Annotated in this window: 21 protein-coding genes; 6 read left to right on the top strand and 15 right to left on the bottom strand. The window is 66.6% G+C overall.

All coding sequences use genetic code 11. The annotated features are described in order from the left end of the window. Nucleotides 1–134 precede the first annotated feature (134 nt). From tyrS to argH, 5 genes are all read right to left on the bottom strand, one after another. A complete protein-coding gene (tyrS, locus tag ANI01nite_RS09400; protein WP_052254096.1) occupies nucleotides 135–1,454 on the bottom strand; it encodes a tyrosine--tRNA ligase in 1,320 nt (439 codons plus the stop codon). Nucleotides 1,455–1,639: 185 nt separating this feature from the next. Then, complete coding sequence (locus ANI01nite_RS09395) at nucleotides 1,640–3,922, bottom strand: HelD family protein (RefSeq protein ID WP_141357592.1); 2,283 nt, start codon at nucleotides 3,920–3,922, stop codon at nucleotides 1,640–1,642. A 217-nt stretch (nucleotides 3,923–4,139) separates the two neighbouring features. Further along, entirely contained in the window at nucleotides 4,140–4,688 is a 549-nt protein-coding gene (locus ANI01nite_RS09390; protein WP_121866497.1) for an adenine phosphoribosyltransferase, read from the bottom strand. 107 nt (nucleotides 4,689–4,795) lie between these two features. Continuing rightward, on the bottom strand, nucleotides 4,796–5,536 hold the full coding sequence (locus tag ANI01nite_RS09385; protein ID WP_141357590.1) for a maleylpyruvate isomerase family mycothiol-dependent enzyme: 741 nt from the start codon (nucleotides 5,534–5,536) through the stop codon (nucleotides 4,796–4,798). 119 nt (nucleotides 5,537–5,655) lie between these two features. Beyond that, the gene (gene argH, locus ANI01nite_RS09380) at nucleotides 5,656–7,071 is read right to left on the bottom strand and encodes an argininosuccinate lyase (RefSeq protein ID WP_038993666.1); all 1,416 of its coding nucleotides are present in this window, start codon (nucleotides 7,069–7,071) and stop codon (nucleotides 5,656–5,658) included. Between the two features lie 251 nt (nucleotides 7,072–7,322). On the opposite strand from argH, the gene ANI01nite_RS09375 reads away from it, so the two are divergent. Next, nucleotides 7,323–7,874, top strand: a complete 552-nt coding sequence (locus tag ANI01nite_RS09375) for a macro domain-containing protein (RefSeq protein WP_141357588.1) — start codon at nucleotides 7,323–7,325, stop codon at nucleotides 7,872–7,874. 80 nt (nucleotides 7,875–7,954) lie between these two features. Here the strand turns inward: ANI01nite_RS09375 and ANI01nite_RS09370 are convergent, their stop codons facing one another. From ANI01nite_RS09370 to argC, 7 genes are all read right to left on the bottom strand, one after another. After that, nucleotides 7,955–9,919 (bottom strand): HNH endonuclease signature motif containing protein, encoded by a 1,965-nt coding sequence (locus tag ANI01nite_RS09370; RefSeq protein ID WP_141357586.1) that lies wholly within the window; start codon nucleotides 9,917–9,919, stop codon nucleotides 7,955–7,957. Between the two features lie 85 nt (nucleotides 9,920–10,004). Beyond that, the gene (locus tag ANI01nite_RS09365; RefSeq protein WP_141357584.1) at nucleotides 10,005–10,508 is read right to left on the bottom strand and encodes an arginine repressor; all 504 of its coding nucleotides are present in this window, start codon (nucleotides 10,506–10,508) and stop codon (nucleotides 10,005–10,007) included. 1 nt (nucleotide 10,509) lies between these two features. Beyond that, complete coding sequence (argF, locus tag ANI01nite_RS09360; protein WP_141357582.1) at nucleotides 10,510–11,469, bottom strand: ornithine carbamoyltransferase; 960 nt, start codon at nucleotides 11,467–11,469, stop codon at nucleotides 10,510–10,512. A 52-nt stretch (nucleotides 11,470–11,521) separates the two neighbouring features. Beyond that, complete coding sequence (locus ANI01nite_RS09355; RefSeq protein WP_141357580.1) at nucleotides 11,522–12,787, bottom strand: acetylornithine transaminase; 1,266 nt, start codon at nucleotides 12,785–12,787, stop codon at nucleotides 11,522–11,524. After that, nucleotides 12,784–13,734: an acetylglutamate kinase gene (gene argB, locus ANI01nite_RS09350; RefSeq protein WP_141357578.1), complete on the bottom strand. Its 951-nt coding sequence runs from the start codon at nucleotides 13,732–13,734 to the stop codon at nucleotides 12,784–12,786. Before argB ends, ANI01nite_RS09355 begins: the two co-directional genes overlap by 4 nt. Before the next feature lie 22 nt (nucleotides 13,735–13,756). Beyond that, a complete protein-coding gene (argJ, locus tag ANI01nite_RS09345; RefSeq protein WP_141357576.1) occupies nucleotides 13,757–14,971 on the bottom strand; it encodes a bifunctional glutamate N-acetyltransferase/amino-acid acetyltransferase ArgJ in 1,215 nt (404 codons plus the stop codon). Further along, nucleotides 14,968–15,999 (bottom strand): N-acetyl-gamma-glutamyl-phosphate reductase, encoded by a 1,032-nt coding sequence (argC, locus tag ANI01nite_RS09340; protein WP_141357574.1) that lies wholly within the window; start codon nucleotides 15,997–15,999, stop codon nucleotides 14,968–14,970. Before argC ends, argJ begins: the two co-directional genes overlap by 4 nt. A gap of 208 nt (nucleotides 16,000–16,207) precedes the next feature. Here argC and ANI01nite_RS09335 point away from each other — a divergent pair, with 208 nt between their 5' ends. The 3 genes from ANI01nite_RS09335 (at nucleotide 16,208) to ANI01nite_RS09325 (ending at nucleotide 18,545) form a co-directional block, all read left to right on the top strand. Next, entirely contained in the window at nucleotides 16,208–17,176 is a 969-nt protein-coding gene (locus tag ANI01nite_RS09335; RefSeq protein ID WP_141357572.1) for a quinone oxidoreductase family protein, read from the top strand. Nucleotides 17,177–17,192: 16 nt separating this feature from the next. After that, nucleotides 17,193–18,116 carry an amidohydrolase family protein gene (locus ANI01nite_RS09330; protein WP_141357570.1) on the top strand — a complete coding sequence of 308 codons (924 nt, stop codon included), beginning with the start codon at nucleotides 17,193–17,195 and terminating at the stop codon, nucleotides 18,114–18,116. A 165-nt stretch (nucleotides 18,117–18,281) separates the two neighbouring features. After that, a complete protein-coding gene (locus ANI01nite_RS09325; RefSeq protein WP_141357568.1) occupies nucleotides 18,282–18,545 on the top strand; it encodes an AMP-binding protein in 264 nt (87 codons plus the stop codon). Here ANI01nite_RS09325 and ANI01nite_RS09320 read toward each other — a convergent pair. Together ANI01nite_RS09320 and ANI01nite_RS09315 are read right to left on the bottom strand one after the other, a co-directional pair. Further along, on the bottom strand, nucleotides 18,469–19,002 hold the full coding sequence (locus ANI01nite_RS09320; protein ID WP_141357566.1) for a 4'-phosphopantetheinyl transferase family protein: 534 nt from the start codon (nucleotides 19,000–19,002) through the stop codon (nucleotides 18,469–18,471). The genes ANI01nite_RS09325 and ANI01nite_RS09320 overlap by 77 nt on opposite strands. Nucleotides 19,003–19,073: 71 nt before the next feature. Next, nucleotides 19,074–20,588 (bottom strand): DUF5129 domain-containing protein, encoded by a 1,515-nt coding sequence (locus tag ANI01nite_RS09315; RefSeq protein WP_141357564.1) that lies wholly within the window; start codon nucleotides 20,586–20,588, stop codon nucleotides 19,074–19,076. Between the two features lie 294 nt (nucleotides 20,589–20,882). On the opposite strand from ANI01nite_RS09315, the gene ANI01nite_RS09310 reads away from it, so the two are divergent. Both ANI01nite_RS09310 and ANI01nite_RS09305 read left to right on the top strand, forming a co-directional pair. After that, nucleotides 20,883–21,404 carry a phosphoribosyltransferase gene (locus ANI01nite_RS09310; RefSeq protein WP_141357562.1) on the top strand — a complete coding sequence of 174 codons (522 nt, stop codon included), beginning with the start codon at nucleotides 20,883–20,885 and terminating at the stop codon, nucleotides 21,402–21,404. 260 nt (nucleotides 21,405–21,664) lie between these two features. Further along, nucleotides 21,665–22,147 (top strand): GNAT family N-acetyltransferase, encoded by a 483-nt coding sequence (locus ANI01nite_RS09305; protein WP_141357560.1) that lies wholly within the window; start codon nucleotides 21,665–21,667, stop codon nucleotides 22,145–22,147. Here ANI01nite_RS09305 and ANI01nite_RS09300 read toward each other — a convergent pair. After that, nucleotides 22,144–22,353, bottom strand: a complete 210-nt coding sequence (locus ANI01nite_RS09300; RefSeq protein WP_038993684.1) for a hypothetical protein — start codon at nucleotides 22,351–22,353, stop codon at nucleotides 22,144–22,146. The genes ANI01nite_RS09305 and ANI01nite_RS09300 overlap by 4 nt on opposite strands. Nucleotides 22,354–22,390 lie beyond the last annotated feature (37 nt).

Below are 22,390 nucleotides of genomic sequence, written 5' to 3'. Positions count from 1 at the left end.
AGCAGACTTGTTTTTCCTTAGTATTTCGAGCTTGACTAGGAATTTTGTTAATTTGGTACAACAAAACCGCCAGAAAAGTGTCTTGGTTCACAAGTTTTTCTGGCGGTTTCGTGTAGTGCAGCTGTTCGCGGGCCTTACTTGACCAGTTCAGCCACTGCCATGTTCTTCTTGCCGCGGCGCACGATCGCGTACCGGCCATGCAGGAAGTCCGACTCGGCCAGTTCGGTTTCGATGCCGTCGACCTTGGCGTTGTTCACGTAGGCGCCACCTTCGGCTACCGTGCGGCGCGCTTCGGACAATGACTTGCTCAGGCCCGATGCCACCAGGACATTCAGGATGCCCAGATCGTCCGCGGCGACCTTTGCCGAAGGCAGCTCGGCGATGACCGATTCCAGGGTAGGAAGATCGATTGCGCCAAGATCGCCGTTGCCGAAGACCGCAGCCGAAGCGGCGATCACTTGTTCGGTGGCCTGCACTCCGTGAACCAAGGAAGTGACTTCCCAGGCCAAGGTGCGCTGGGCGACGCGCTTGAACGGGCGCTCGGCAACCTCGGTTTCCAATTCCGCGATCTGCTCGCGGGTCAGGAAGGTGAAGACCTTCAGGCGGTCGATCACGTCGGCGTCGGCGGTGTTCAGCCAGAACTGGTAGAAGGTGTACGGGCTGCACATCTCGGCATCCAGCCAGATGGCGTTGCCCTCGGACTTGCCGAACTTCGTGCCGTCGGAGTTGGTGATCAGCGGCGTGCCATAGGCGTGCACCGAGTTGCCCTGGACCTTGCGGATCAGGTCGGTGCCGCTGGTCAGGTTGCCCCACTGGTCCGAGCCGCCGGTCTGCAGGGTGCAGCCGTACTGGCGGTTCAGCTCCAGGAAGTCGTAGCCCTGCAGCACCTGGTAGGAGAACTCGGTGTAGCTGATGCCCTCGTCGGAGTTCAGGCGCGCGGCCACGATCTCCTTCTTGACCATGGTGCCTACGCGGAAGTACTTGCCCACGTCGCGCAGGAAGTCCAGGGCCGACAGCTGCGCGGTCCAGTCCAGGTTGTTGACCAGGCGCACCGCATTCTCGCCTTCGGCGGAGAGGAAGCGGGAAACCTGGGCCTGGAGCTTGGCGACCCATTCGGTCACGGTTTCCTTGGTGTTCAAGGTGCGCTCGGCGGTCTGCCGCGGGTCGCCGATCAGGCCGGTGGAACCGCCCACCAGGGCCAGCGGCTTGTGGCCGGCCAGCTGCAGGCGTCGCATGTTCAGCAGCTGCACCAGGTTGCCCAGGTGCAGGGACGGCGCGGTGGGATCGAATCCGCAATAGTAGGTCACAGATTCTTCGGACAGGGCTCGTTCCAGCTCGGCTTCGTCGGTGGACACGTGCACCAGGCCGCGCCACTTCAATTCCTGCCAGACGTTCTCGAAAGATGCGTCGTTGCTCTGTCCCGCAATCACGGGATTCTGCTTCGTATCAGACATGCTCACTGTGACCATTTTCTGTCTTCGTTCTGCCCCGAGTGCACGCATTTGCCTGCGTGCACCTGTGATCGCGCCGGGAGTCGGGGTTGCGTTCCCGGCACACAGGTTCAAGGTTATCGCCTGCCGGCGGGCTCGTGCCACTTGCCCGGCCCGCCCCTTGGTCACATCTGCAACCGCGCGGGCCGCTAGGCTTCCATGCCCTCGGGCAACTCGCGGGCGTGGACCACGTGCAGCCGCTGGGTGGTGCGGGTCATCGCCACGTACAAATCGCCGACGCCGCCGTCGACCTCGTCCACCAGCTCGGCAGGTTCAAGGATCAGCACGCCGTCGAATTCCAGGCCCTTGGACTCGCGCGCGGTGATCACCACGATGTCCTGGCTCAACCCGCCCGAGCCGCTGCCGACGCGGTCGCCGTAGACCTGCTCGACCGCCGCGCGGATGCGGGCCAGATCCTGCTGCGGCACGATGATCGCCTGCAGTCCCCCGGCCGAATATTCCAGTTCTTCGCGCAGCGCGGCCAGCACCGCCTCCTGCACTCCGTCGGCCGTGGTGCGGGTCAGCACCGGCGGCCAGTCGCCCTCGCGGACCGCCTGCGGGGTGGTGATGCGCAGGCCGGCGGCCTGGGCAACGCGCACCGCCGCGTCGGCGATCTGCGCGGGGGTGCGGTAGTTCACGGTCAGTTCTTCGAGTTCGAAGCGGTCGCCGAAGAACGGCTCCAAGGCCTGGGACCAGCTGCTGGCGCCCGAGGCGGCCGAGGTCTGGGCGATATCGCCGACGATGGTGAAGGACTTCATCGGGCAGCGGCGAATCAGCAGGCGCCACTGCATCGGCGAGAGCTCCTGCGCCTCGTCGACGACGATATGCCCGTAGGCCCAGGTGCGGTCGGCCACCGCGCGTTCGGCGGCGGTGAGCCGCACGGCGGTTTCCTGGTTCACCCCGGCTACCTGCTCCGCGGTGACCACGCCGTCGATGCCGGCGTTTTCCAGCATCGTGTGCATATTGCGCAGGGCGGCCTTGGCGTTCTCCACATCGGCCTCGTACTGGGCGGTGCGGGAGCCTTCCAGCGGGTCGGCGAAGTCGCCGAGCAGCCCGGCGGCCTCGTCCAGCAGCGGCACATCGGCCTCGGTGAACGGCGAGCCGGCCCGGCGGTACAGGGCGTCGCGTTCGTGCTCGGCCAGATGCGGCGCCGCGGCGGCCAGAAGGTGCGGGGTGGCGAACAGCTCGGCCACCAGCTGCTGCGGGGTCATCGGCATCCAGCACAGGTTCAGCGCCACGCGCACATCGTGCGATTCGCGCACCTCCTGCGGCAGGTAGGAGCGGTCGGTGGTCGAGGACTGCCCGGCCGATTCCTCCAGCTTGCGGCGCAGCTGCTCGGCCAGCTCGCCCACCAGCACCTTGACGAAGGTCTCGCGAGCCTCGTTGTACGGCTTGCGGGTGTGGCGGGCGCGTTCGCGCGCGTTCTTGACCATCTTCGGGGTCAGCACCAAGCGCGTACCCTCCACCACCAGGGTCCGGTCTTCCGGGATCAGCCGCTGGCGGTTGCGCACCGCGTTGGCGATCACCTTGGCCATGGACAGCTGGCCCTTGAGCCGGGCGACGGTGCGGTTGGCTTCCGGCACGGCGTGGATTCCGTGGTAGAGATCGCCCACCGAGGACATGACCACGCCGGTCTCCCCCAGCGAGGGGAGCACGCGTTCGATGTAGCGCATGAAGGAGTTGGAGGGGCCGACGATCAGCACGCCGGCGTTCTTCAGCCGATCGCGGTATTCGTAGAGCAGGAAGGCCGCGCGGTGCAGGGCGACGGCGGTCTTGCCGGTGCCCGGGCCGCCCTGGACCACGACGGCCCCGGGCAGCTGGGCGCGGATGATCGCGTCCTGCTCGGCCTGGATGGTGCCGACGATGTCGCCCATGCGGCCGGTGCGCTTCTCGCGCAGGGCGGCCATCAGCGCGCCTTCGCCGTGGTGCGTGTGGCCCTCGTCCAGCCAGGTCTCGTCGAGCACGTCGTCCTCGATGCCTGCCACGGAGCGGCCCTTGAGCATCAGGTGGCGGCGGCGGCGCACTCCGCGCGGATTCAGCGCGGTGGCCTGGTAGAACGGGGCGGCTTCGCTGGCCCGCCAGTCGATCATCAGCCGGTTCAGGTCCTCGTCGGACAGGCCGATGCGGCCGATGTAGCGCGGCGTGGCCGCGGAATCGGCGTCGCCGGGCTGCTGTTGCCGGCCGTTGGCCGCCATGTCCAGCCGGCCGAAGACCAGGCGGTCCTCGACGGCGTCGAGCTGGGCGATCCGGTCCTCGTAGAGCGTGGCGAAGGAGTCGCGTTCGGACATGTTCTGGAAGGTGCCCACGGCCCCCTGGGCCCGGGTGCGCTCCAGCTGCTCCAGCTTTTCGGCGCGCAACTCGTCCAGCCGCGCATACAGGCGGCCCACATACTCGGATTCAGCTAGCAGATCGGCCTCGATGGTGTCGGTCAACCCAGTTTCCCCTCGCGCTCAAGATGTGCCCGTGTGCAGGGCGCAGGGCCCCGCGTGCAACGGTTCCCGCGTAAAAACGCAGGACAGATAATAATACGCGCCTTTTCGCCGGCGCAGGTAATCCCGTGCGCCGTTGCCCGCGCGCGGTCCGGGCCCGCCGGAGGGTTGTTCGCCAGCGGCGTGGAACCGTGGCGGATTGTTACCCGCCCACACAGGTTCAGGAATGCACGACCTGCAAGGACACGACCTGCTGCCCCGGCAGCTTGGCGCGGCCGCCCAGGCCGTCGAGTTCCAGCACGACGCCGACGCCGGCGATCTTCGCGCCGGTCTGCTGGAGCAGGCGGACCGCCGATCCGACGGTGCCGCCGGTGGCGAGCACGTCGTCGAGGATCAGCACGCGGGTGCCCGGGGCGATCTCGTCCTTGTGCACCTCCAGGCAGCTGGTGCCGTACTCCAAGGTGTACTCGTCGCGGTAGACCTCGCGCGGCAGCTTGCCTGCCTTGCGGATGGTCAGCATGCCCTTGCCCGATGCGTAGGCGGCCGCCGCGGCCAGCACGAAACCGCGCGCTTCGAGGCCCGCGACGATGTCGAACTGCCCTTCGAAGGGTGCGATCAGCTCGTCGACCATGCGGCGCAGGCCGACCGGGTCGGCGAAGACCGGGGTGAGGTCCTTGAAGGAGATCCCCGGCTGCGGGTAGTCGGGCACGATCTCGCACAGTCGGTCCAGCAGGTCGCTAATGCTCTCAGAAGTAGTCACGTCTGCCAATTTTAGTCCCTTTGCGTGCAGCTTTTCCCACGCTCGTGCATAATCATGAGCACATTTCGGGCGGCGCCTGCGCCGCGTCGGGGCATTCCGGAAGCTCCCGGCGTGGCCTACCGGGCCATCAGCCGATCGCTGGGCCAGGGCAGCAGCTGCGGGTCGGCGGCCGAATCGGCGGCCGCGGTGACCTGCACCGGCCCGGCTGCCGGGCGTCCTGCCATCCAGGCGGCCAAATCGAAATCCGCGCCCGAGAGGACCCAGGATTTCGAGCCGTTCCCGAGCACGATCGGGGTTTTCCCGTGCGCCTGAAGTACCAGGCGCGTTCCTTCCGGGACGCGGGCTTCGAGCGCACGGAACAGGTGCGCGCTGAAGGCCGCCGGCCAGCTGGCGGCAGGGCGGACGAATTCGTCCAGGTCGGTGGCGTGAATCAGCATCTCGCGCCAGGTCGCGTACATCAGGTCCGCGGCCGTGGCGCCCGGGCGGTACCCCACCGGCTGCTCCCAGACGTCTTCGACGCCGGGCAGGACGGCGCGCAACTGGGCCAACCCGTCGGTGGCCAGGGCACGCAGGGATTCGGGGCGCATCAGCGCGGTCATGTTGATCGCCTCGATCCGGCCCTCGGCGCCGCCGTCGTACATCGAGGGCAGCTGGTCCGCTCCGACGTGCTCGAATTGGCGCACGGCGGCCTTCGCGAAAGAGGCCAGGTGCGCGATCAGCTGGGCGGTGTTCCACCCCGGCAGCGAGCTCGGCTTGGTGTACTGCGTGGCCGGAACCTCGCGCAGCTGCACGGTCAGCTCATCCAATGCGGTGGTGACCTGTGCGATCAGTTCGGCCGGAGCCAGGAGTTGTGTCATGAAGCACACTCTAGCGCGAACCTGGGACAAATGCGCAAGGGCAGGAGGCTGTGGTTGAAACGGCAGCGGCCGCCGGGCGGGATGCTTCCCGATCGACGGCCGCTGCCACGTGGACAGTGCTACTTGGCCCAGGCCTTGATCTCGGCCAGCTGGCGTTCGAACTCTTCCAGCTGCGCCGCGACGGCGCTCGGGGCGGTGCCGCCCTGGCCGTTGCGGGCGTTCAGCGAGCCCTCGGTGGAGAGCACCTCGCGCACCGCAGGGGTCAGATGCTCGGAGATCCCGGCGTAGTCCTCGTCCGTCAGGTCCCACAGTTCCACGCCGCGCGATTCGGCCAGCTGCACGGCCGCGCCGGAGAGCTCGTGGGCGTCGCGGAACGGCACGCCCTGGCGGACCAGCCATTCGGCGATGTCGGTGGCCAGGGCGAAGCCCTGCGGGGCCAGCTCGGCCATGCGCTCTGTATTGAAAGTCAGCGTGCCCATCATTCCGGCGACCGCAGGCAGCAGGAGTTCCAGGGTGTCCGCGGCGTCGAACACCGGCTCCTTGTCTTCCTGCAGGTCGCGGTTGTAGGCCAGCGGCAGCGCCTTGAGCGTGGCCAGCAGGCCGGTCAGATCGCCGATCAGTCGACCTGCCTTGCCGCGGGCCAGCTCGGCGATGTCCGGGTTCTTCTTCTGCGGCATGATCGAGGAGCCGGTGGAGAAGGAGTCGTGCAGCTTCACGAAGCTGAATTCCTTGGTGGCCCAGAGGATGACTTCTTCGCTCACGCGGGACAGGTCCACGCCGATCATGGCGGCGATCCAGGAGAATTCGGCGAACACGTCGCGGGCTGCGGTGCCGTCGATCGAGTTGTGCACGGCGGAGTCGAAGCCCAGCTCGGCGGCGACGAAGTTCGGATCCAGGCCCAGGGTCTGGCCGGCCAGCGCACCAGAGCCATAGGGCGAAACGGCGGCGCGCTTGTCCCAGTCGATCAGGCGCTGCACGTCGCGCAGCAGCGGCCAGGAGTAGGCCAGCAGCAGGTGCGAGAGCAGGATCGGCTGGGCATGCTGCAGGTGGGTGCGGCCGGGCATCGGCGCATACGGGTGCGCTTTGGCCTGCTGGACCATGGCGTCGAGGGTGTCGATAACGCCGCGGGCGATGATCCGCGCGTGGTCGCGCAGGAACATGCGGCCCAGGGTGGCGATCTGGTCATTGCGCGAACGGCCGGCGCGCAGCTTGCCGCCCAGGGTGGTTCCTGCGCGCTCCAGCAGGCCGCGTTCCAGCGAGCCGTGGACGTCCTCGTCGGTGGGCGCGGCAACATAGGCCTCGGAGAGCACGTCTGCTTCCAGCTGGTCCAGCGCGGTGATCATGTCTGCCAGCTCGGCATCGGTGAGCAGGCCAGCGCGATTGAGCACCTTGGCATGGGCACGGGATCCGGCAATGTCGTAGCTGGCCAGGCGCCAGTCGAAGTGGGTGGACTTGCTCAGCGCTGCCATTGCATCCGCTGGGCCGCCGGAGAAGCGACCGCCCCAGAGCGATCCTTCATTTGTTGACGAGGCCATGGCCCGTTCCTTTCTGCCGGTAAAAATTGCACTGCACCCTACTCTAGCAAAGCTTTATGCAATGCAACTCATATTTATGCAACGTTGTGCCAATTCATGCATCGCATGATTTCCGCCGTGGCCTGCGTGGCGAGGATCGATGGAGCTCTGGAAAACGCAGGAAACCTTAAGTTTTGCCTCTTCCAGTCCTCAGCGCCCGGGCGTATGGTGTGATCATAGAGCCGATACGGAACGATCTTCGGAGGTACCAAATGGAAATCCAGCTGTACCGGGGCGACATCACCACCCTGAAAGTTGATGCCATCGTCAATGCGGCTAATCCTTCACTGCTCGGTGGTGGCGGCGTCGACGGCGCCATCCATGCAGCCGCCGGCCCCAGCCTGCTGGCCGCCTGCCGGGAGATTCGCGCCAACCGCTACCCCGACGGAATCCCCTCGGGCATTGCCGTCATCACCAAGGCCGGGAATCTGCAGGCCAAGTGGGTCGTGCACACCGCAGCTCCGAATCTGGCGCTGATCAAGCCGAACCCGAAGATCCTCGATGATTGCTTCGTGAATTCCCTCTACGTCGCCGCCCGCCATGAGGCCCACTCGGTCGCGTTCCCGGCGATTGGCGCAGGTGCCTTCGGATGGGATCCCGAACAGGTTGCCGACATCGCCCATGTAGCCATCAGCCGGTGGGTCGAGACCAACAAGCACATTTCACCGATCCACAAGATCATTCTGGTGGCCCATACCGACGAGGTCCAGGCAGCTTTCGAGCGCGCATTCTCGCTTGACGCCGTGGAGGAGCTTGCCGCCTGATCCGGCCCGATCGGCATCAACGCACGAAAACTGCCGCGCACTTGGTACCGAGTGCGCGGCAGTTTTGCGATCCCAGGCAGCTAGGTCCGGGCGAAATAGGCGTTGCGTTGCGGCAGTTGCAGCGGATCGAGGTGCTTGGGCAGGATGATGTGGGGCAGTCCCCTGACCTTGACCACTTTCAGGTAGCCGCTGTGCACCATGGTGTGGTGCGCTGCGCACAGCGGGCAGCAGTCCTGGAGCCGGGTCCGGCCTCCCTTGGCCCATGGCCTGAAGTGGTGGAATTCGAGCAGGGCCGGGTCCTGCGTGTAGCCAGGGACCAGGCAACCGCCGTCCCGGTCGCGGGCGGCAAGCTTCATCCAGCGCGGGAAGTACCTGGCGTCGCGGCCGATGTCCATGACCATCCCGTCAGCGTCGTAGATCGGGCTGAGCACCTTCGCTTCGCACAGCACGGTGCGCAGCTGCGGCGCTGGGATTTTCACGCCGTGGGCGCTGACGCCGGTGAGCGATGCGAGATCCTGGAGATCTTCGAGGTGCGCGTGCACCACGATTTCAGGGATGATGCGTTGGCCGTTGCTTTCCCTGCCGGTATTGCGCAGGATCGCGTTCAGCGCGTTGAGCCGGCGTTCGGGTACCGAGCAGGTGTCCGGCAGGCCCGGTAGCGGGTCCTGCGGGTTCGGCCTATCCGGCGGGTCCGGATCCGGATGGGCATCATCTGGCGGGGTTCCATCGGGTGGGGTTCCATCGGGTGGATCGTCGAGCCCAACTCCCGCCCAGTCCGGGGCCGGCTGGCCGCTGTGCCAGAGCCCGTCACCCGCGGGGTCTTGGCCGGTCGCGCCATTCTGCGTTGGCTGGTCGCCGGGTTCGGGCGCGTCGGGGGCTTCTGTGCCGTTGCGGGCGGTGGGCCGCCCGGGAGCCGCTGGATCGCCGGGATCTCCGGGTTGTTGATTTGAGCTGCTGTTGCCGGAGGGTTGGCCGTCTGCCGGGTCATCGCCGGCGGCATCTGCTGCGTCTGCTGCTTGGCGGGCGGCGGCCCCGGCCTTGGTGCGCTTGTTGTCGGCCTGCGTGATCAGCGATTCCCAGAGCTCCGCGTCGATCTCCCGCACGCGCACGATGAATTCATGCACGCCGTTGACCACCTTGCCTCGGAAAAGGCCCAGTTTCGGGGTCTTGCCCTGGGCGTGCGCGTCCTTGTAGTCCTTGATCAAGCCGTTGATGCGCTTTTGGCGGATGCGGATCCGGTCTTCCTTCAGATGCGTGGCGGCGTGTTCCTCCAGCAAGATGCCGTCGGCGGCTTTGGCGGTCGCCGCGGTGGGCAGGCCGTCGAAGGTGGTGTCTTCGGGTTCGAACTTGTCCAGCGCGCGGGCGGTTCTCAGCACTTCGCGCGGGTCCGGGGCGTTGTGCAGCGCCGGCAGGGCCCAGCCGGCGGGCGCGGACGACGCCGCGGTACTCGTATCAGCGGTGGCCGAGGCGGCAGCCGGCAGGCCGGGGGCGGGGGCTGCGAAGTGCTCGGCAAGCAGGGTGAAGCGCGGGGCGCAGGCGGCGCCGGAGATGTCCTTGCGGGCATGGATCAGGTGGGCGTCCTTGACGCGGCGGTCGGCCTCGAAATAGTTCAGATCCAGCAGCTGCGAGAGCACGGTGGCGGCATCCAGGTAGACGGTGCGGCCGGGCGCGAATTGGGGCGGGGCGCTGAAGTCGGTGGTGCCCGCGCGCAGGTGGTCGAACTCATCGAGGTCCAGGGCGTGGGCTGCGGTGGTTTCCACCAGGCTTGCGGCGATGATGAGGGCGCGGGTGGTGTGCTGGCCGAAGGCTTCGGCGAAGTAGGCGTGGGCCAGGGCAAGGCGCGGATCGGTGCTGCGCGAGGCCTGGGCGCCGAGGTGCTGGAACAGGTTCAGGCACGCGGCCTCTTCACGCAGCAGGCTGGCCGCATCCAGCGGGGTTCCGCTGGCCAGCTGCTCTGCGGTGCTGGCCAATACGGCGGCCAGGCCGGTGGCCGGATCGGCAGGCCCTGCGGTGCCTTGGGTGCCGACGTGTTCGTGTTGTTCCATGCACCGATCATCCGGCGCTACGGGGCGGGCATGGCGAAGCCGCCGCGAACTGTGGAGAAGTTCGCGGCGGCTAGGGTGCTGGTGCCTAGCGGGGCTCGGCCAGCTGCAGGAAGCGGGCGGCGACTTCGGCGCCGCCGTCGACCGAGCGGGTGGTGAGCATGATGGTGTCATCCCCCGCGATGCAGCCCAGGATCGAGGGCATCTGCGAGTGGTCGATGGCCAGGGCCAGCAGGTTCGCGGCGCCTGGCGGGGTGCGCAGCACCACGATGTTGCCGCTGGCTTCGGCGGTGACCAGCTGCTCGGCGCAGATCTTCGCCAGGCGCGCGTCGAGCACTTCCTGGGTGATCGCGGTCTGCGGGGAACGGTCCCCGCCCTCCTGGCGCACCGCGTAGATCAGCTGGCCGGAGTTGTCGCGGATGCGCACCGCGCCGATTTCCACCAGGTCGCGCGAGAGCGTGGCCTGGGTGACTTCGAGCCCGTCCTCCTTGAGCAGGCCCAGCAGCTCGGCCTGGGACTTGACGGAGTTGTTTCCCAAGAAGGCGCGGATGCGGGCCTGGCGGGCGGTCTTGGTGCTGGGCTGGGCGGACATCCTAGAGCTCCACCCGGTCGTCTTCGGCCAGGCCGGAAGCGACCATCAGCCAGGTCATGACCGCCTTCTGCGCGTGCACGCGGTTCTCGGCCTCGTCGAACACCACCGACTGCGGGCCGTCGATCACCTCCGCGTCGATCTCGTAGCCGCGGTAGGCGGGCAGGCAGTGCAGCACGATCGCGTCGTCCTTGGCCAGCTTCATCGCCTGCGCGGTCACCGAGTAGCCGGTGAACAGCTTCAGCCGTGCTTCCTTCTCGTCCTCCTGGCCCATGGAGACCCAGGTGTCGGTGACGACCACGTCGGCGTCGGCGAGCGCGGCGGCGGCATCGGTGGTGATCATGACCGATCCCCCGGTTTCCGCGGCGCGCTGCTGCGCGGCCTCCACGATGCGCGCCTCGGGCAGGTAGCCTTCGGGACCGGCGATGCGCACGTGCATGCCGGCGGTCACCCCGGCCAGCAGGTAGGAGTTGGCCATGTTGTTCGCCGCGTCGCCCAGGTAGCTCATGGTCAGCCCCTTGGTCTTGCCCTTGTGCTCGCGCACGGTGAGCAGGTCGGCGATCAGCTGGCAGGGGTGGTAGTCGTCGGACAGCGCGTTGATCACCGGCACCGAGGAATTCGCGGCCATTTCCTCCAGGCCCGACTGGGCGAAGGTGCGCCACACGATGGTGGAGACCATGCGCTCGAGCACCTTGGCGGAGTCGGCGATGGACTCCTTGTGGCCCAGCTGCGAATCGGCGGAGTTGATGACCAGCGGGGAGCCGCCCAGTTCGGCGATGCCGGCGTGGAAGGAGACCCGGGTGCGGGTGGAGGTCTTGTCGAAGAAGACCGCGACGGTCTGCGGGCCGGCGTACGGGGCGTAGCCGTACTTGTCGGCCTTCATCGCCGCGGCCAGATCCAGCACCTTGGACTGCTCGTCGGGGGTGAAATCCAGGTCGGTCAAGAAGTGGCGGGTTGCGCTCATGGGGTGATTCCTTTGCTCGTCTCAGGGGTGGTGGCGAGGTTCATGCCGGCGGCTAGCTGGCCGCGCTGATCAGCTGCGGCAGGGCGGCGATCAGGGTGCCCAGCTGCTCGGTGGTGATCACCAGCGGCGGGGCCAGGCGGATGGTCTGCTCGTCGGTGGCGTTCACGATGAAGCCGGCATCCAGCGCCGCGGCCACCAGCTTCGGCGCGTTCGCGGAAACAAGTTCGAAGGCGGTGAGCAGCCCGGCGCCGCGCACCGCACAGATGTCCTCGATGCCCGCCAGCTGCTCGCGCAGCCACTGGCCGGTGGCGCGCACATGGGCCAGCAGGTTCTGCGCTTCGATGGTGTGGATGACCGCCAGGCCCGCGGCGCAGGCCACCGGGTTCCCGCCAAAGGTGGTGCCGTGGTCGCCCGGGGCCAGCCACTTGGTGTTCTCTTCGCCGAAGACGATCATCGCGCCGATCGGGAAGCCGCCGCCCAGGCCCTTGGCCAGCGTCATCACATCCGGGATCACCGGTGCGGAGGCGAAGAACGACCCGGTGCGGCCCATGCCGGTCTGCACCTCGTCGAAGACCAGCAGCGCGCCGGCCTCGCGGGTGATCTGCCGGGCGGCGGCCAGGTACTCGGCAGAAAGCAGCCGCACCCCGGCCTCGCCCTGGATCGGCTCGATGAACACCGCCGAGACGGTCTCGTCCACCGCGGCGCGCAGCGCCTCGATGTTCCCCGCCTCGATCCACTGCACGTTCTCGGGCAGCGGGGCGAAGGGGGCGCGGTACTTCTCCTTGTAGGTCAGCGACAGCGCGCCGAGGGTGCGGCCGTGGAAGGCGTGTTCCAGGGCGATCACCTTGGTGCGCGGTGCGTCGGCGGTGCCGGCATTGCGCCGGGTCAGCTTCAGCGCCGCCTCATTGGCTTCGGTGCCGGAGTTGGCGAAGAACACCTTGGAGCCGGCCGGGGCGGCGGAGATCTCCAGCAGTTTCTCGGCCAGCGCGATCTGGCTGGGGCTGGTGAAGAAGTTCGAGACATGGCCCAGGGTGGCCAGCTGGCTGGAGATCACCGAGGCGAGCAGCGGGTGCCCGTGGCCGAGGGTGTTCACCGCGATGCCGCCGAGCAGATCCAGGTACTGGTTGCCGTCGGCATCCCAGACGTGGCAGCCCGATCCGCGCACCAGCACCCGCTGCGGGGTGCCGAAGACGCCCAGCAGGGAGTTGGAGTAGCGGTCGGCCAGGGCGGCCGAGGAGAGCTGGCTCAGCCCGGCCACCTCGGCGGCTGCGCTGCCGGCCAGCGCGGAATCGGTGGTTGGGTCGGCGTGCTCGCTCACTTGGCGTCCTTCTGTGCGGTGTTGCTTGCGGTGTTGGCGGCGGGGAGCACCTGGGTGCCCACGCCGGCGGTGGTGAAGATTTCCAGCAGCATCGAGTGCGGCTGGCGGCCATCGACGATGTGGGCCTGCCCCACGCCCTCGTCGACGGCCTTGAGGCAGGCGCCCATTTTCGGGATCATGCCCGATTCCAGGCCGGGCAGCATCGTGCGCAGCTCGTCGTTGGTGATGGAGCTGATCAGCGAGGACTTGTCCGGCCAGGCCGCGTACAGCCCCTCCACGTCGGTGAGGATCACCAGCTTGGCAGCGCCCAGCGCGGTGGCCAGCGCCGCCGCGGCGGTATCCGCGTTGACATTCAGCACCGCGCCGGTGGGCTCGCCGTCGGCGTCGAACTCCGGGGCGACGGTGGAGATCACCGGGATCATCCCGGCGTCCACCAGCGAGTCGACCTGGTCGGTGCGCACGCGGGTGACCTCGCCGACCAGCCCCAGATCCACCGGCAGACCGTCGACGATGGTGCCGGTGCGCACCGCCTGCAAGGTGGCGCCGTCCTCGCCGGACATGCCCACCGAGTAGGGTCCGTGCGAGTTGATCAGGCCGACCAGGTCGCGCTGCACCTGGCCGGTGAGCACCATGCGCACCACGTCCATGGCCTCGGGGGTGGTCACCCGCAGCCCGCCGCGGAATTCCGATTCGATCCCCAGGGTGTCGAGCATCTTGTTGATCTGCGGGCCGCCGCCGTGCACCACGACCGGGTTGATTCCGGCGTGGCGCAGGAACACGATGTCCTCGGCGAAGGCGCGGCGCAGCTCGTCGTTGACCATCGCGTTGCCGCCGTATTTGATGACCATGGTGCTCCCGGCGAAGCGCTGGATCCAGGGCAGCGCCTCGATCAGCGCTTCGGCCTTGGACTGGGCGGTATCCAGGTTGGTGCGGGCGGTGTGGGCCATAGCTGAATTCCCTTGCTTCTGCCTAGCTGGAGTAGGCGGAGTTCTCGTGGACGTAGTCGTGGGTCAGGTCGTTGGTCAGCACGGTCGCTTCCTCGGTGCCGGCGTTCAGGTCGATCTCGATGCGCACATTGCGCTCCTCGAGGCTGACCAGGTTGCGGTCCTCGCCGACGCCGCCGTTCTTGCAGACCATCACGCCGTTGATCGAGACGTTCAGCTCGTCGGGTTCGAAGGCCGCCTTGGTGGTGCCGACCTCGGAGAGCACGCGGCCCCAGTTCGGGTCCTTGCCGAAGACGGCGGTCTTGACCAGGTTGGAGCGCGAGACGGCCTTGGAGACTTCCAGCGCGTCGGCCTCGGTGGCGGCGTTGAAGGTGCGGATCGCGATGGTGTGATCGGCCCCTTCGGCATCCTCGATCAGCTTCGCCGCCAGCTCGCAGCAGGCGTCGGTCAGCGCGGCGGTGAAGTCGGCCAGGTCCGGGGTGGTGCCCGAGGCGCCGGAGGCCAGCAGCAGCACGGTGTCGTTGGTGGACATGCAGCCATCGGAATCCGCGCGGTCGAAGCTCATCGCGGTGGCGGCGCGCAGGGCCGCATCGGCCTGCTCGGCGGTCAGCTGCGCGTCGGTGGTGAGCACCACCAGCATGGTGGCCAGCGCCGGGGCGAGCATGCCCGCGCCCTTGGCCATGCCGCCGATGACCACCTGGCCGGAGCCCGGGGCCCCGACGATGCGGGAGACCAGCTTCGGCACGGTGTCGGTGGTCATGATGCCCGCGGCCGCCTGATCGGCGGCGTTCTGGTCACTGGCCAAGGCGCTGGCGGCTGCTTGCACGCCGGGAAGCAGCTTGTCCATCGGCAGCTGCACGCCGATCAGCCCGGTGGAGGCCACCGCAACATCGCCGGCGGAAACCGAGAGCAGCTGCGCGGCGTATTCGGCGGTCTTATGGGTGTTGGCGAAGCCTTCGGCGCCGGTGCAGGCGTTCGCTCCGCCGGAGTTGAGCACCACCGCGTCGATGCGGCCATCGGCCAGCACCTGCTTGGACCAGTGCACCGGGGCGGCGGCCACGCGGTTGGAGGTGAACACGCCGGCGGCGGTGAACTGCGGGCCGAGGTTTTGCACCACGACCACGTCGTTCTTGCCGGTGGACTTCAGCCCTGCCGGCACGCCGGCGGCCGCGAAGCCTGCCGGGGCGGTGACGCCGGTGCCGGATGCCGAGGGACGGGTGGGGGTGTAGGCGAGGCTCACGGTGCGACTCCTTGCATGAGCAGTCCGGTGTTTTCTTCCAGTCCCAGCGCGATGTTCATCGACTGGACGGCGGCACCTGCGGTGCCCTTGGTCAGGTTATCCAGCGCGGCGGTGGCGATCACGCGGTTCGCGTGCGTATCGAAGGCCAGCTGCAGCTGGACGTGGTTGGATCCGAGCACCGCACCGGTGGTCGGCCACTGGCCCTCGGGCAGCAGGTGCACGAACAGCTCGTGAGCGTAGGCCTCGGTCCAGGCCTCGCGCAGCTGCGCTGCGGTGACGCCCGGCTTCACCTTGGCGGTGGCGGTGGTCAGGATGCCGCGCGGCATCGGGGCCAGGGTCGGGGTGAAGGAGACGGTGACTTCTTCGCCGGCCAGCTTGGAGAAGCCCTGCTCCATTTCCGGGATGTGGCGGTGCGATCCGCCCACCCCGTAGGTGCTCATCGAGCCCATCGCCTCGCTGCCCAGCAGGTGGGGCTTGAGCGACTTGCCGGCGCCCGAGGTGCCCGAAGCCGAGATGATGACCACGTCGTCGGCTTCCAGCAGCCCGGCGGCGAAGCCGGGGGCCAGGGCCAGCTGGGCGCCGGTCGGATAGCAGCCGGGGACGGCGACGCGCTTGGTTCCGGCCAGCTTTTGGCGCTGCCCGGGCAGCTCGGGCAGGCCATAGGGCCAGAAGCCTGCGTGCTCGGAGCCGTAGAACTTCTCCCAGGCGGCGGCCGATTCCAGCCGGTGGTCGGCGCCGGCATCAATGACCAGGGTGTTCTCGGGCAGGGCGGCGGCCACGGCGGCCGAGGCGCCATGCGGCAGGGCCAGGAACACCACGTCGTGTCCGGCAAGGTTTTCCACGGTGGTGTCCACCAGGACCCGGTCGGCGAGCGCATGCAGGTGCGGGGCGATCGAGCCGAGGCGCTGCCCGGCCTGCGAATGCGCGGTGATCGCGCCGATCTCTACCTCTGGGTGCGCCGCGAGGATGCGCAGGACCTCGCCGCCGGCGTATCCGCTGGCGCCGGAAACAGCTACTGAAATCGTCATGACCAGATTCTACCGCGAAATATTCACGCACGCTAATAAATATTCATAAAATTCTTCGTCACGTAACCCGACATCCACCCGCGCGGCGCCCGCACGGCCGCCCGAAGTCCTACACTGGCCGTAGAGACCGCCCGGCATCGAGCGCATCGAGCGCCGGGATCCAGATACGCAGAGTTTCGAGATCTGCAGAGCCAAGGAGCGCCATTCCATGCAGCAGCAAGCCATCGTGGTCAACGAACCGTCCGACGCCAGCGGACTGGTGCCGGCAGAAATCCCGGTCCCTGCCCCGGGACCGGGCCAGCTGCTGGTGAAGATCGCCGCCACCGGAGTGAACTTCATCGAAACCTACCAGCGCAGCGGCGTGTACGCGGTGGACTACCCCTTCACCCCGGGCACCGAGTTCTCCGGCGTGGTTCAGCAGATCGGCGACGGCGTGCAGAACTACAAGGTCGGCGACCGGGTGGCCACCGCCTCCGGTTCCCGGGGCTACGCCCAGTACGCGCTGGTGGATGCCAAGCGGGCGGGCAAGGTGCCCGACGCGGTGAACCTGAATATCGCCGCCGCGCTGCCCCTGCAGGGCATGACGGCGCACTACCTGGTGCATTCGAGCTACATGGTGCGCTCCGGCGACGTGGTGCTGACCTATGCCGGCGCCGGCGGCGTGGGCCTGATCCTCACCCAGCTGCTCAAGCTCAAGGGGGCGACGGTGATCACCACCGCCTCCACCCAGGAGAAGAAGGACCTGGCCAAGGCGGCCGGTGCCGACTACGTGGTGGACTACGACCAGGTGGCGGCCACCGTCGAGCAGGCCACCGGCGGGGCGGGAGTGCATGCGGTCTACGACGGCATCGGCAAGGACACCTTCGAGACCTCGCTGGCGGCGCTGCGCCGGCGCGGCACGCTGGTGCTCTTCGGCGGCGCCTCCGGCCAGGTGCCCGACTTCAATCTGCAGCGGCTGAACGCCGGCGGCTCGCTGAGCGTGACCCGTCCGAAGCTCGACGACTTCCTGGCCACCGAGCAGGAGCTGCACTGGCGCTTCGGCGACATCTTCGGCTGGGTCGCCGCCGGCCAGATCGATGTGCGCATCGGCGCCGAGTACCCGCTCACCGAGGCCGCCGCGGCCCACGCCGCGCTGGAATCGCGGGCCACCACCGGCAAGATCATCCTGGTTCCCTAGCACAGGATCCCCAGCCATGAACGAGCATCAATCCGGCCGGCACGCCGGCATCGGCCCCGCCACCGACGAGGAGGTGCCGGCGTACCTGCAGGCCCTGGGCATCCCGGGGCTGATTGACCTGCACGTGCACTTCATGCCGGATAACGTGCTGGCCAAGGTCTGGTCCTACTTCGATGGCGAAGCGCAGCGCACCGGGCACCCGTGGCCGATCAGCTACCGGATGCCCGAAGCGCAGCGCGTCGCCGCGCTGGAGGAACTGGGCGTGATCGCCTACGGCACCTTGAATTATGCCCACCGCCCGGACATGGCCGCCTGGCTCAACGAGTACTCGCGGCAGTTCGCGCAGCGCCATCCCAAGGCGATCCGTTCGGGCACCTTCTACCCGGAGCCCGGGGCCGCCGAACTGGTGCGCGCCGCGCTGGCCGAGGGGGTGCAGCTGTTCAAGGTGCACGTGCAGGTGGGCGGCTTCACCCCGCTCGATCCGCTGCTCGAAGGCGCCTGGGAGCTGGTCGCCGAGGCCCGGACGCCGGTGGTGATCCATTGCGGGCATGGGCCGCATGCCGGCCGGTTCACCGGGATCGAGCCGATCCGCGAACTGGTGGCACGGCATCCGCAGCTGGTGCTGGTCATCGCCCATGCCGGCTTGCCCGACTACGTGCAGTTCGCGCAGCTGGCCGCAGAAAATCCCAACGTCTACCTGGATACCACCATGGTGGGCACCGGGTTCATGAACCGCATCGCCCCGCTGCCGGCGGAATATCCGCGGCTCGTGGCCGGGCTCTCGCACAAGATCGTGTTCGGCTCCGACTTCCCGAATATCCCCTATTCCTACAGCCACCAGATCCAGGCGCTGGAATCCTGGTCGCTGGGCGCGGGATGGATGCGCGACGTGCTGCACGATACCCCGCGCAGGCTGCTGCAGGCGGTGCGCAACAGTTGAGAGATGCATGACAGTTCAACCATATTCTTGCGGCGGTCCGCCCGCGGCACGCTTTAATGGTTGATGGAACCCCGCGTTCCGCCCCTCCAGGATCCGCTTCGCTTCCGGACCGCTCTCCCCCAGCGGACCGACACGCACTTTAGTGAAGGGACGGATCCGATCAGCATGGATAACGGACAAACTCCAGCGCCGGATGCACCAATCCACCCACCCCAGTTCCCCTCCGGTGCCCTGGCGCCGCCTGCGCGCACCCTCATGGACATCCTGCAGGCCACTGCAAAGGCCCACCCCGGCGCTCCGGCCAGCGACGACGGGCAGCGCGTGGAAAGCTACGCGGAATTCCTGGACGAGGTCAAGGATAAGGCCCGGCGGCTGCACGAGCAGGGCCTGGGCGCGGGCGACCGCATCGGCGTGCTGGCGCATCGATGAGAATTCGGCATTCCAGGAAATCCAGCCACTGCCTGGTCAGCGGAAACCAGGCCTTGAAGACGCTTTCCTTGGCGCTGAAGATCAGCCGCTCCCAGAAGATATCCGGATAGCGTGCCGATAGGTCTTCGACCATCGGCCGCTCTTCGGGAAGCGAGATGATGTCGAGGATTTCTTCTGGCAACGGGACGTGCAGCTCGGCGTCGATGCCCACGCCACGGATATCATTCGTGGAAGCTGCCGCGGCTGCCCGGAAGCCCGCGCAGTGGGTCATGCTCCCGGCAACGCCAGCTGGCCAGATTGGTGCCCGCTTCTCATCCGGGACCAGGGCAGCGCCTTTATGGCCCAGTTTTCGAAGGGCTCGGCGAGCGCACACCCGGACGGTGCGGAATTCACGCTGCCTGTCGGGCACCGCATCGGCGATGTACCGTTCTTCTTCGGGATAGTACGGGCCTTCCACCAGCTCGATGCGGGTCTAAACGACCCGCACCGGCGGCGGAAACAGGTCCTCGAAGATCTTGCTGGATTTCATCAGAAGCGGGAGGATCCGCCAGCGCCCGAGAAGCTTCCGCCACCGGAGTAGCCGCTGGATACTCCGCCGGAGGAGCTCGCCGCTTCACGCGAGGCAGTTACTGCGCTGACGCCTGAAGAATATCCGTGGTGGTAGCCGCTCACCCGCCAATACATCGAGGCGGGATTCAGGACATCCAAGATGGTGCCGGAACGGCCGTCATAGGCACGGGTTTCGTACCGGGATTTCTTGAGCTCCGACTGCATATCGGCCTTCTCTTCCGCATTCTCCGCGTACACCTCGATTTGCGCTTGGGCGAAGACGTCCAGCTTTTCGGTCAGCTCTGCACGCAATGCGGATAATCCATCGAGTGCCTGGTCCACGGTGATCGATTCTTCGGTCAGCTGCGCCGTCAGCTTGTTGAGCTCTGTGGTTGCTGTTTCCCGGTAGGAAGCCAGAGCGGCAGCGCTGCCCATCAGCTCCGGCTCGACGTCATTGAGCAATTCCCTGATATCGTCCAGGTCTTCTTCCAGCGGCTTGGTCTGCGCATGCCAGGCATCTTGCCATGTGGCCGAACGGGTATAGAGCGCGGCCGCGGCGATGATGGCGTCATCCGTCAGGTCCAAGGACTGGGTTGACTCGCGGAATTCCTTGGCCTGGCGCACGCCGTTGGTGCCCGAACGCTCTTTCTTGCTCTGTTGCTCCAGCGACTGCTGCGCTTCGAAGCAGTCTCGGTATTTGGCCATGAACTTGCTGAAGCGCTGTTCCAGCTCGGCGGCATGCCCTGAAGCGGACGGCAATGTACGGGCCGCCAGTTCGGTTTCTTCCAGATCCATCGTGACGTTGGTCAGGTGCAGGGTGCCTTGGTGCAGTTCTTCGGCGAAGGTTTTCCGCCGTGCCGACCGGGTATGCAGCACGGCTCCGCCGACGCTGGCGGCAACGAGTCCACCGATGCCGGTGGTAATCCACAATGCAGGGTGCTGGTACCAGGGACGATTCATGATCACGGATGCCTTGTCGGCTACGGCGATGACGCCATCGGTCCAGCGGGACAGGTTGAAATCGTCGTAGCCGGCTTCATGGATGCTCTCCATGGAGCTCTCGGAAACTTTGCGGTCTTCACCGAAGTACGTGCCGATCTGCCCGTCTCCCTCTCCTTCGATGGACAAGGTGATGATGAACAGGCCGTCGGCCCAGTAGTCGCCGTAGTCTTCGGGCTTGCCGGATATCCATTCGGGATGCGTTGACTTGGCGTAGTCGAGAGTTTTGGTGTTGATGTCGTCGGAGTATTCCCCGTTACGGGCGTAGATCGCCACATCGGTCGGCTCATTGAAATCGAGTTCTTCCAAGGCATCACGCAGCCGCTGCTCATTGAGCTTGCCCGTGGAGTCATCGATGGTGACCGATTCCAGGTTCTGCCCCGCAGCGACCTGTACTCCGATGGCCGCATGCGCGGCAGGCAACGCCCCGGCCAGTCCCAAAGAGAGCATGGCTGCGGCACCGGCTATCCGGATGTTCCAGGTTCGTGGGCTCAAGTTGCGTCTCCTTCATGGGGATTCCGGATTATCTCCGGCTGATGGCCTTTCTCCCATCCTAGCGATCTTGGATGCGGCACGGGTCATCATTAAGAAGGCTTTTGGCGCATCGAGCCCGCAATGCGCCGGCACCTGGCACGGTTTCGCCAAAAGTGATGGATTCCTCAAGCTGGTCCATTGCATGCCTATTCTTGCCTAATCAGCGGATGGGAATCCTCCGGGCTCAGCAGGAAAAAGTGAACGGTCGGTTTCAACTGTGCATCGCTGCCACGAATTCGGGGATAAAATTGCAGAATGACTAGCATTGACGATTCAGGGGCATCCGTCCTTTCAGAACCAGAGCGCGAAATCCTCACCTGGGACACCTTCGGTGCGGCATCCCGCGAGCTGGCACAGACCATTGTCGACGATGGCTTCGAGCCAGACATCGTCCTGGCAGTTGCCCGAGGCGGCCTGCTGCTCGCCGGCTCCATTTCCTACGCCCTGGGTGTCAAGGCCTGCGGTGCGCTGAACGTGGAGTTCTACACCGGCATCGGCACCGTCCTGCCTGAACCAGTGGTTCTTCCCCCAATGCTTGATGACGGCCACCTGCGCGACAAGAAGATCCTGATCGTCGACGACGTCTCCGACTCCGGCCGCACCCTCGAAAAGGTTGTCGATCTGGTGTCCGCCTGGGGCGCCGATGTGAAGACCGTTTGCCTGTACACCAAGCCACGCACCATCATGGTCCCGGACTATGAATGGCGCCGCACCGATAAGTGGATTACCTTCCCATGGTCGGACTTGCCACCGATTACCGCTGGCGGAACCAAGTAATGTTCTTCAACTTCAGCAGGGAACGACGAAATTTCGTCGTTCCCTGCTTTTGTTTTGCCGTGCCTGCCACGGGAATGGAAGAGGCCAGTGTTCCAAGCAATGCCCGCAAACTCGGTGCGACTCAATCAGATCAAGTCCAAATTTCGGTCTCCAGTCCAAGCCATGGCCGTCTTTACTGGGAACTGACGGTTCTTGCCATGAAACCGCTTGGCTCGTGAAACGAAGCTTGCCTTCCTGCCGTACCGGCATAGGCTGAAGCCATGGGTCCTTCACTGGTGCTAACGCCGATGGCCACGACAGATACGGATTTCGTTGCACGCCTCGCGGCAGATGAACGCGTCACGGCCTTTATCGGAGATGGCAGCACCTGGAGCCACGAATACACCGCGCAACGCGTGGAGCACGCCCTGAGCGATCCGTCGATCTCCTGGTTCATCGCGCGCCGCCAGAATTCACCGGTTGGCCTCTTCACCGCTACCGAACGCGGGCAGGCCACCGAAATCGGCTATTGGATCGACCCGGAATACTGGGGCCAAGGCTTGGCGAAGGCAGTCGTCGGCGAAGGGCTCTCACAATTGCAGGAATCCGGCCGCAGCGCTTTTATCGCACGGGTGGACGACGCGAATATCGCGTCGCTGAAAGTGCTTGTCCGCTACGGGTTCATCGCCCAGGCGAGGGAAGGACCCGGGCTCATTACGCTGACACTGGCTATGCGCACCGTTCAGATGCCGCCTGCCAGCTAGGGCGTGAACGTTTCCGACGGGCGAAGCGGATCGGGTGCTTCTTCCTCCACCGACACGCTCGGCGTGGGCGGCTCATCGAGGTGGGTTCCTGCGCCGCGCTGGATGAACAGCACCGCCGCCCATCCGGCCGCGATGAGCACGGCAACGGCCAAGATGCCGAGGAAGAACACCAGCAGCACAGCACCGCAAGAACGCAATCCCTTCACTTCCAGCCTCCTGCTGCATCTCGACGTCGTGTCGGTT

The sequence above is a fragment of the Glutamicibacter nicotianae genome (genome assembly GCF_006539525.1).
GTDB classification, from domain to species: domain Bacteria; phylum Actinomycetota; class Actinomycetes; order Actinomycetales; family Micrococcaceae; genus Glutamicibacter; species Glutamicibacter nicotianae.
Note: the sequence above shows the minus strand (reverse complement) of the source record. Positions and strands in the feature narration are given on the sequence as shown.

What these genes read in the sequence shown, in the direction of transcription:
- argB (WP_141357578.1), bottom strand. Translation starts at nt 13,734, where the DNA reads ATGGCCCACACCGCCCGCACCAACCTGGATACCGCCCAGTCCAAGGCC.
- ANI01nite_RS09375 (WP_141357588.1), top strand. Translation starts at nt 7,323, where the DNA reads ATGGAAATCCAGCTGTACCGGGGCGACATCACCACCCTGAAAGTTGAT.
- ANI01nite_RS09310 (WP_141357562.1), top strand. Translation starts at nt 20,883, where the DNA reads ATGACTAGCATTGACGATTCAGGGGCATCCGTCCTTTCAGAACCAGAG.
- ANI01nite_RS09365 (WP_141357584.1), bottom strand. Translation starts at nt 10,508, where the DNA reads ATGTCCGCCCAGCCCAGCACCAAGACCGCCCGCCAGGCCCGCATCCGC.
- tyrS (WP_052254096.1), bottom strand. Translation starts at nt 1,454, where the DNA reads ATGTCTGATACGAAGCAGAATCCCGTGATTGCGGGACAGAGCAACGAC.
- argH (WP_038993666.1), bottom strand. Translation starts at nt 7,071, where the DNA reads ATGGCCTCGTCAACAAATGAAGGATCGCTCTGGGGCGGTCGCTTCTCC.
- ANI01nite_RS09385 (WP_141357590.1), bottom strand. Translation starts at nt 5,536, where the DNA reads ATGACACAACTCCTGGCTCCGGCCGAACTGATCGCACAGGTCACCACC.
- ANI01nite_RS09335 (WP_141357572.1), top strand. Translation starts at nt 16,208, where the DNA reads ATGCAGCAGCAAGCCATCGTGGTCAACGAACCGTCCGACGCCAGCGGA.
- argF (WP_141357582.1), bottom strand. Translation starts at nt 11,469, where the DNA reads ATGAGCGCAACCCGCCACTTCTTGACCGACCTGGATTTCACCCCCGAC.
- ANI01nite_RS09305 (WP_141357560.1), top strand. Translation starts at nt 21,665, where the DNA reads ATGGGTCCTTCACTGGTGCTAACGCCGATGGCCACGACAGATACGGAT.
- ANI01nite_RS09330 (WP_141357570.1), top strand. Translation starts at nt 17,193, where the DNA reads ATGAACGAGCATCAATCCGGCCGGCACGCCGGCATCGGCCCCGCCACC.
- ANI01nite_RS09325 (WP_141357568.1), top strand. Translation starts at nt 18,282, where the DNA reads ATGGATAACGGACAAACTCCAGCGCCGGATGCACCAATCCACCCACCC.
- argC (WP_141357574.1), bottom strand. Translation starts at nt 15,999, where the DNA reads ATGACGATTTCAGTAGCTGTTTCCGGCGCCAGCGGATACGCCGGCGGC.
- ANI01nite_RS09370 (WP_141357586.1), bottom strand. Translation starts at nt 9,919, where the DNA reads ATGGAACAACACGAACACGTCGGCACCCAAGGCACCGCAGGGCCTGCC.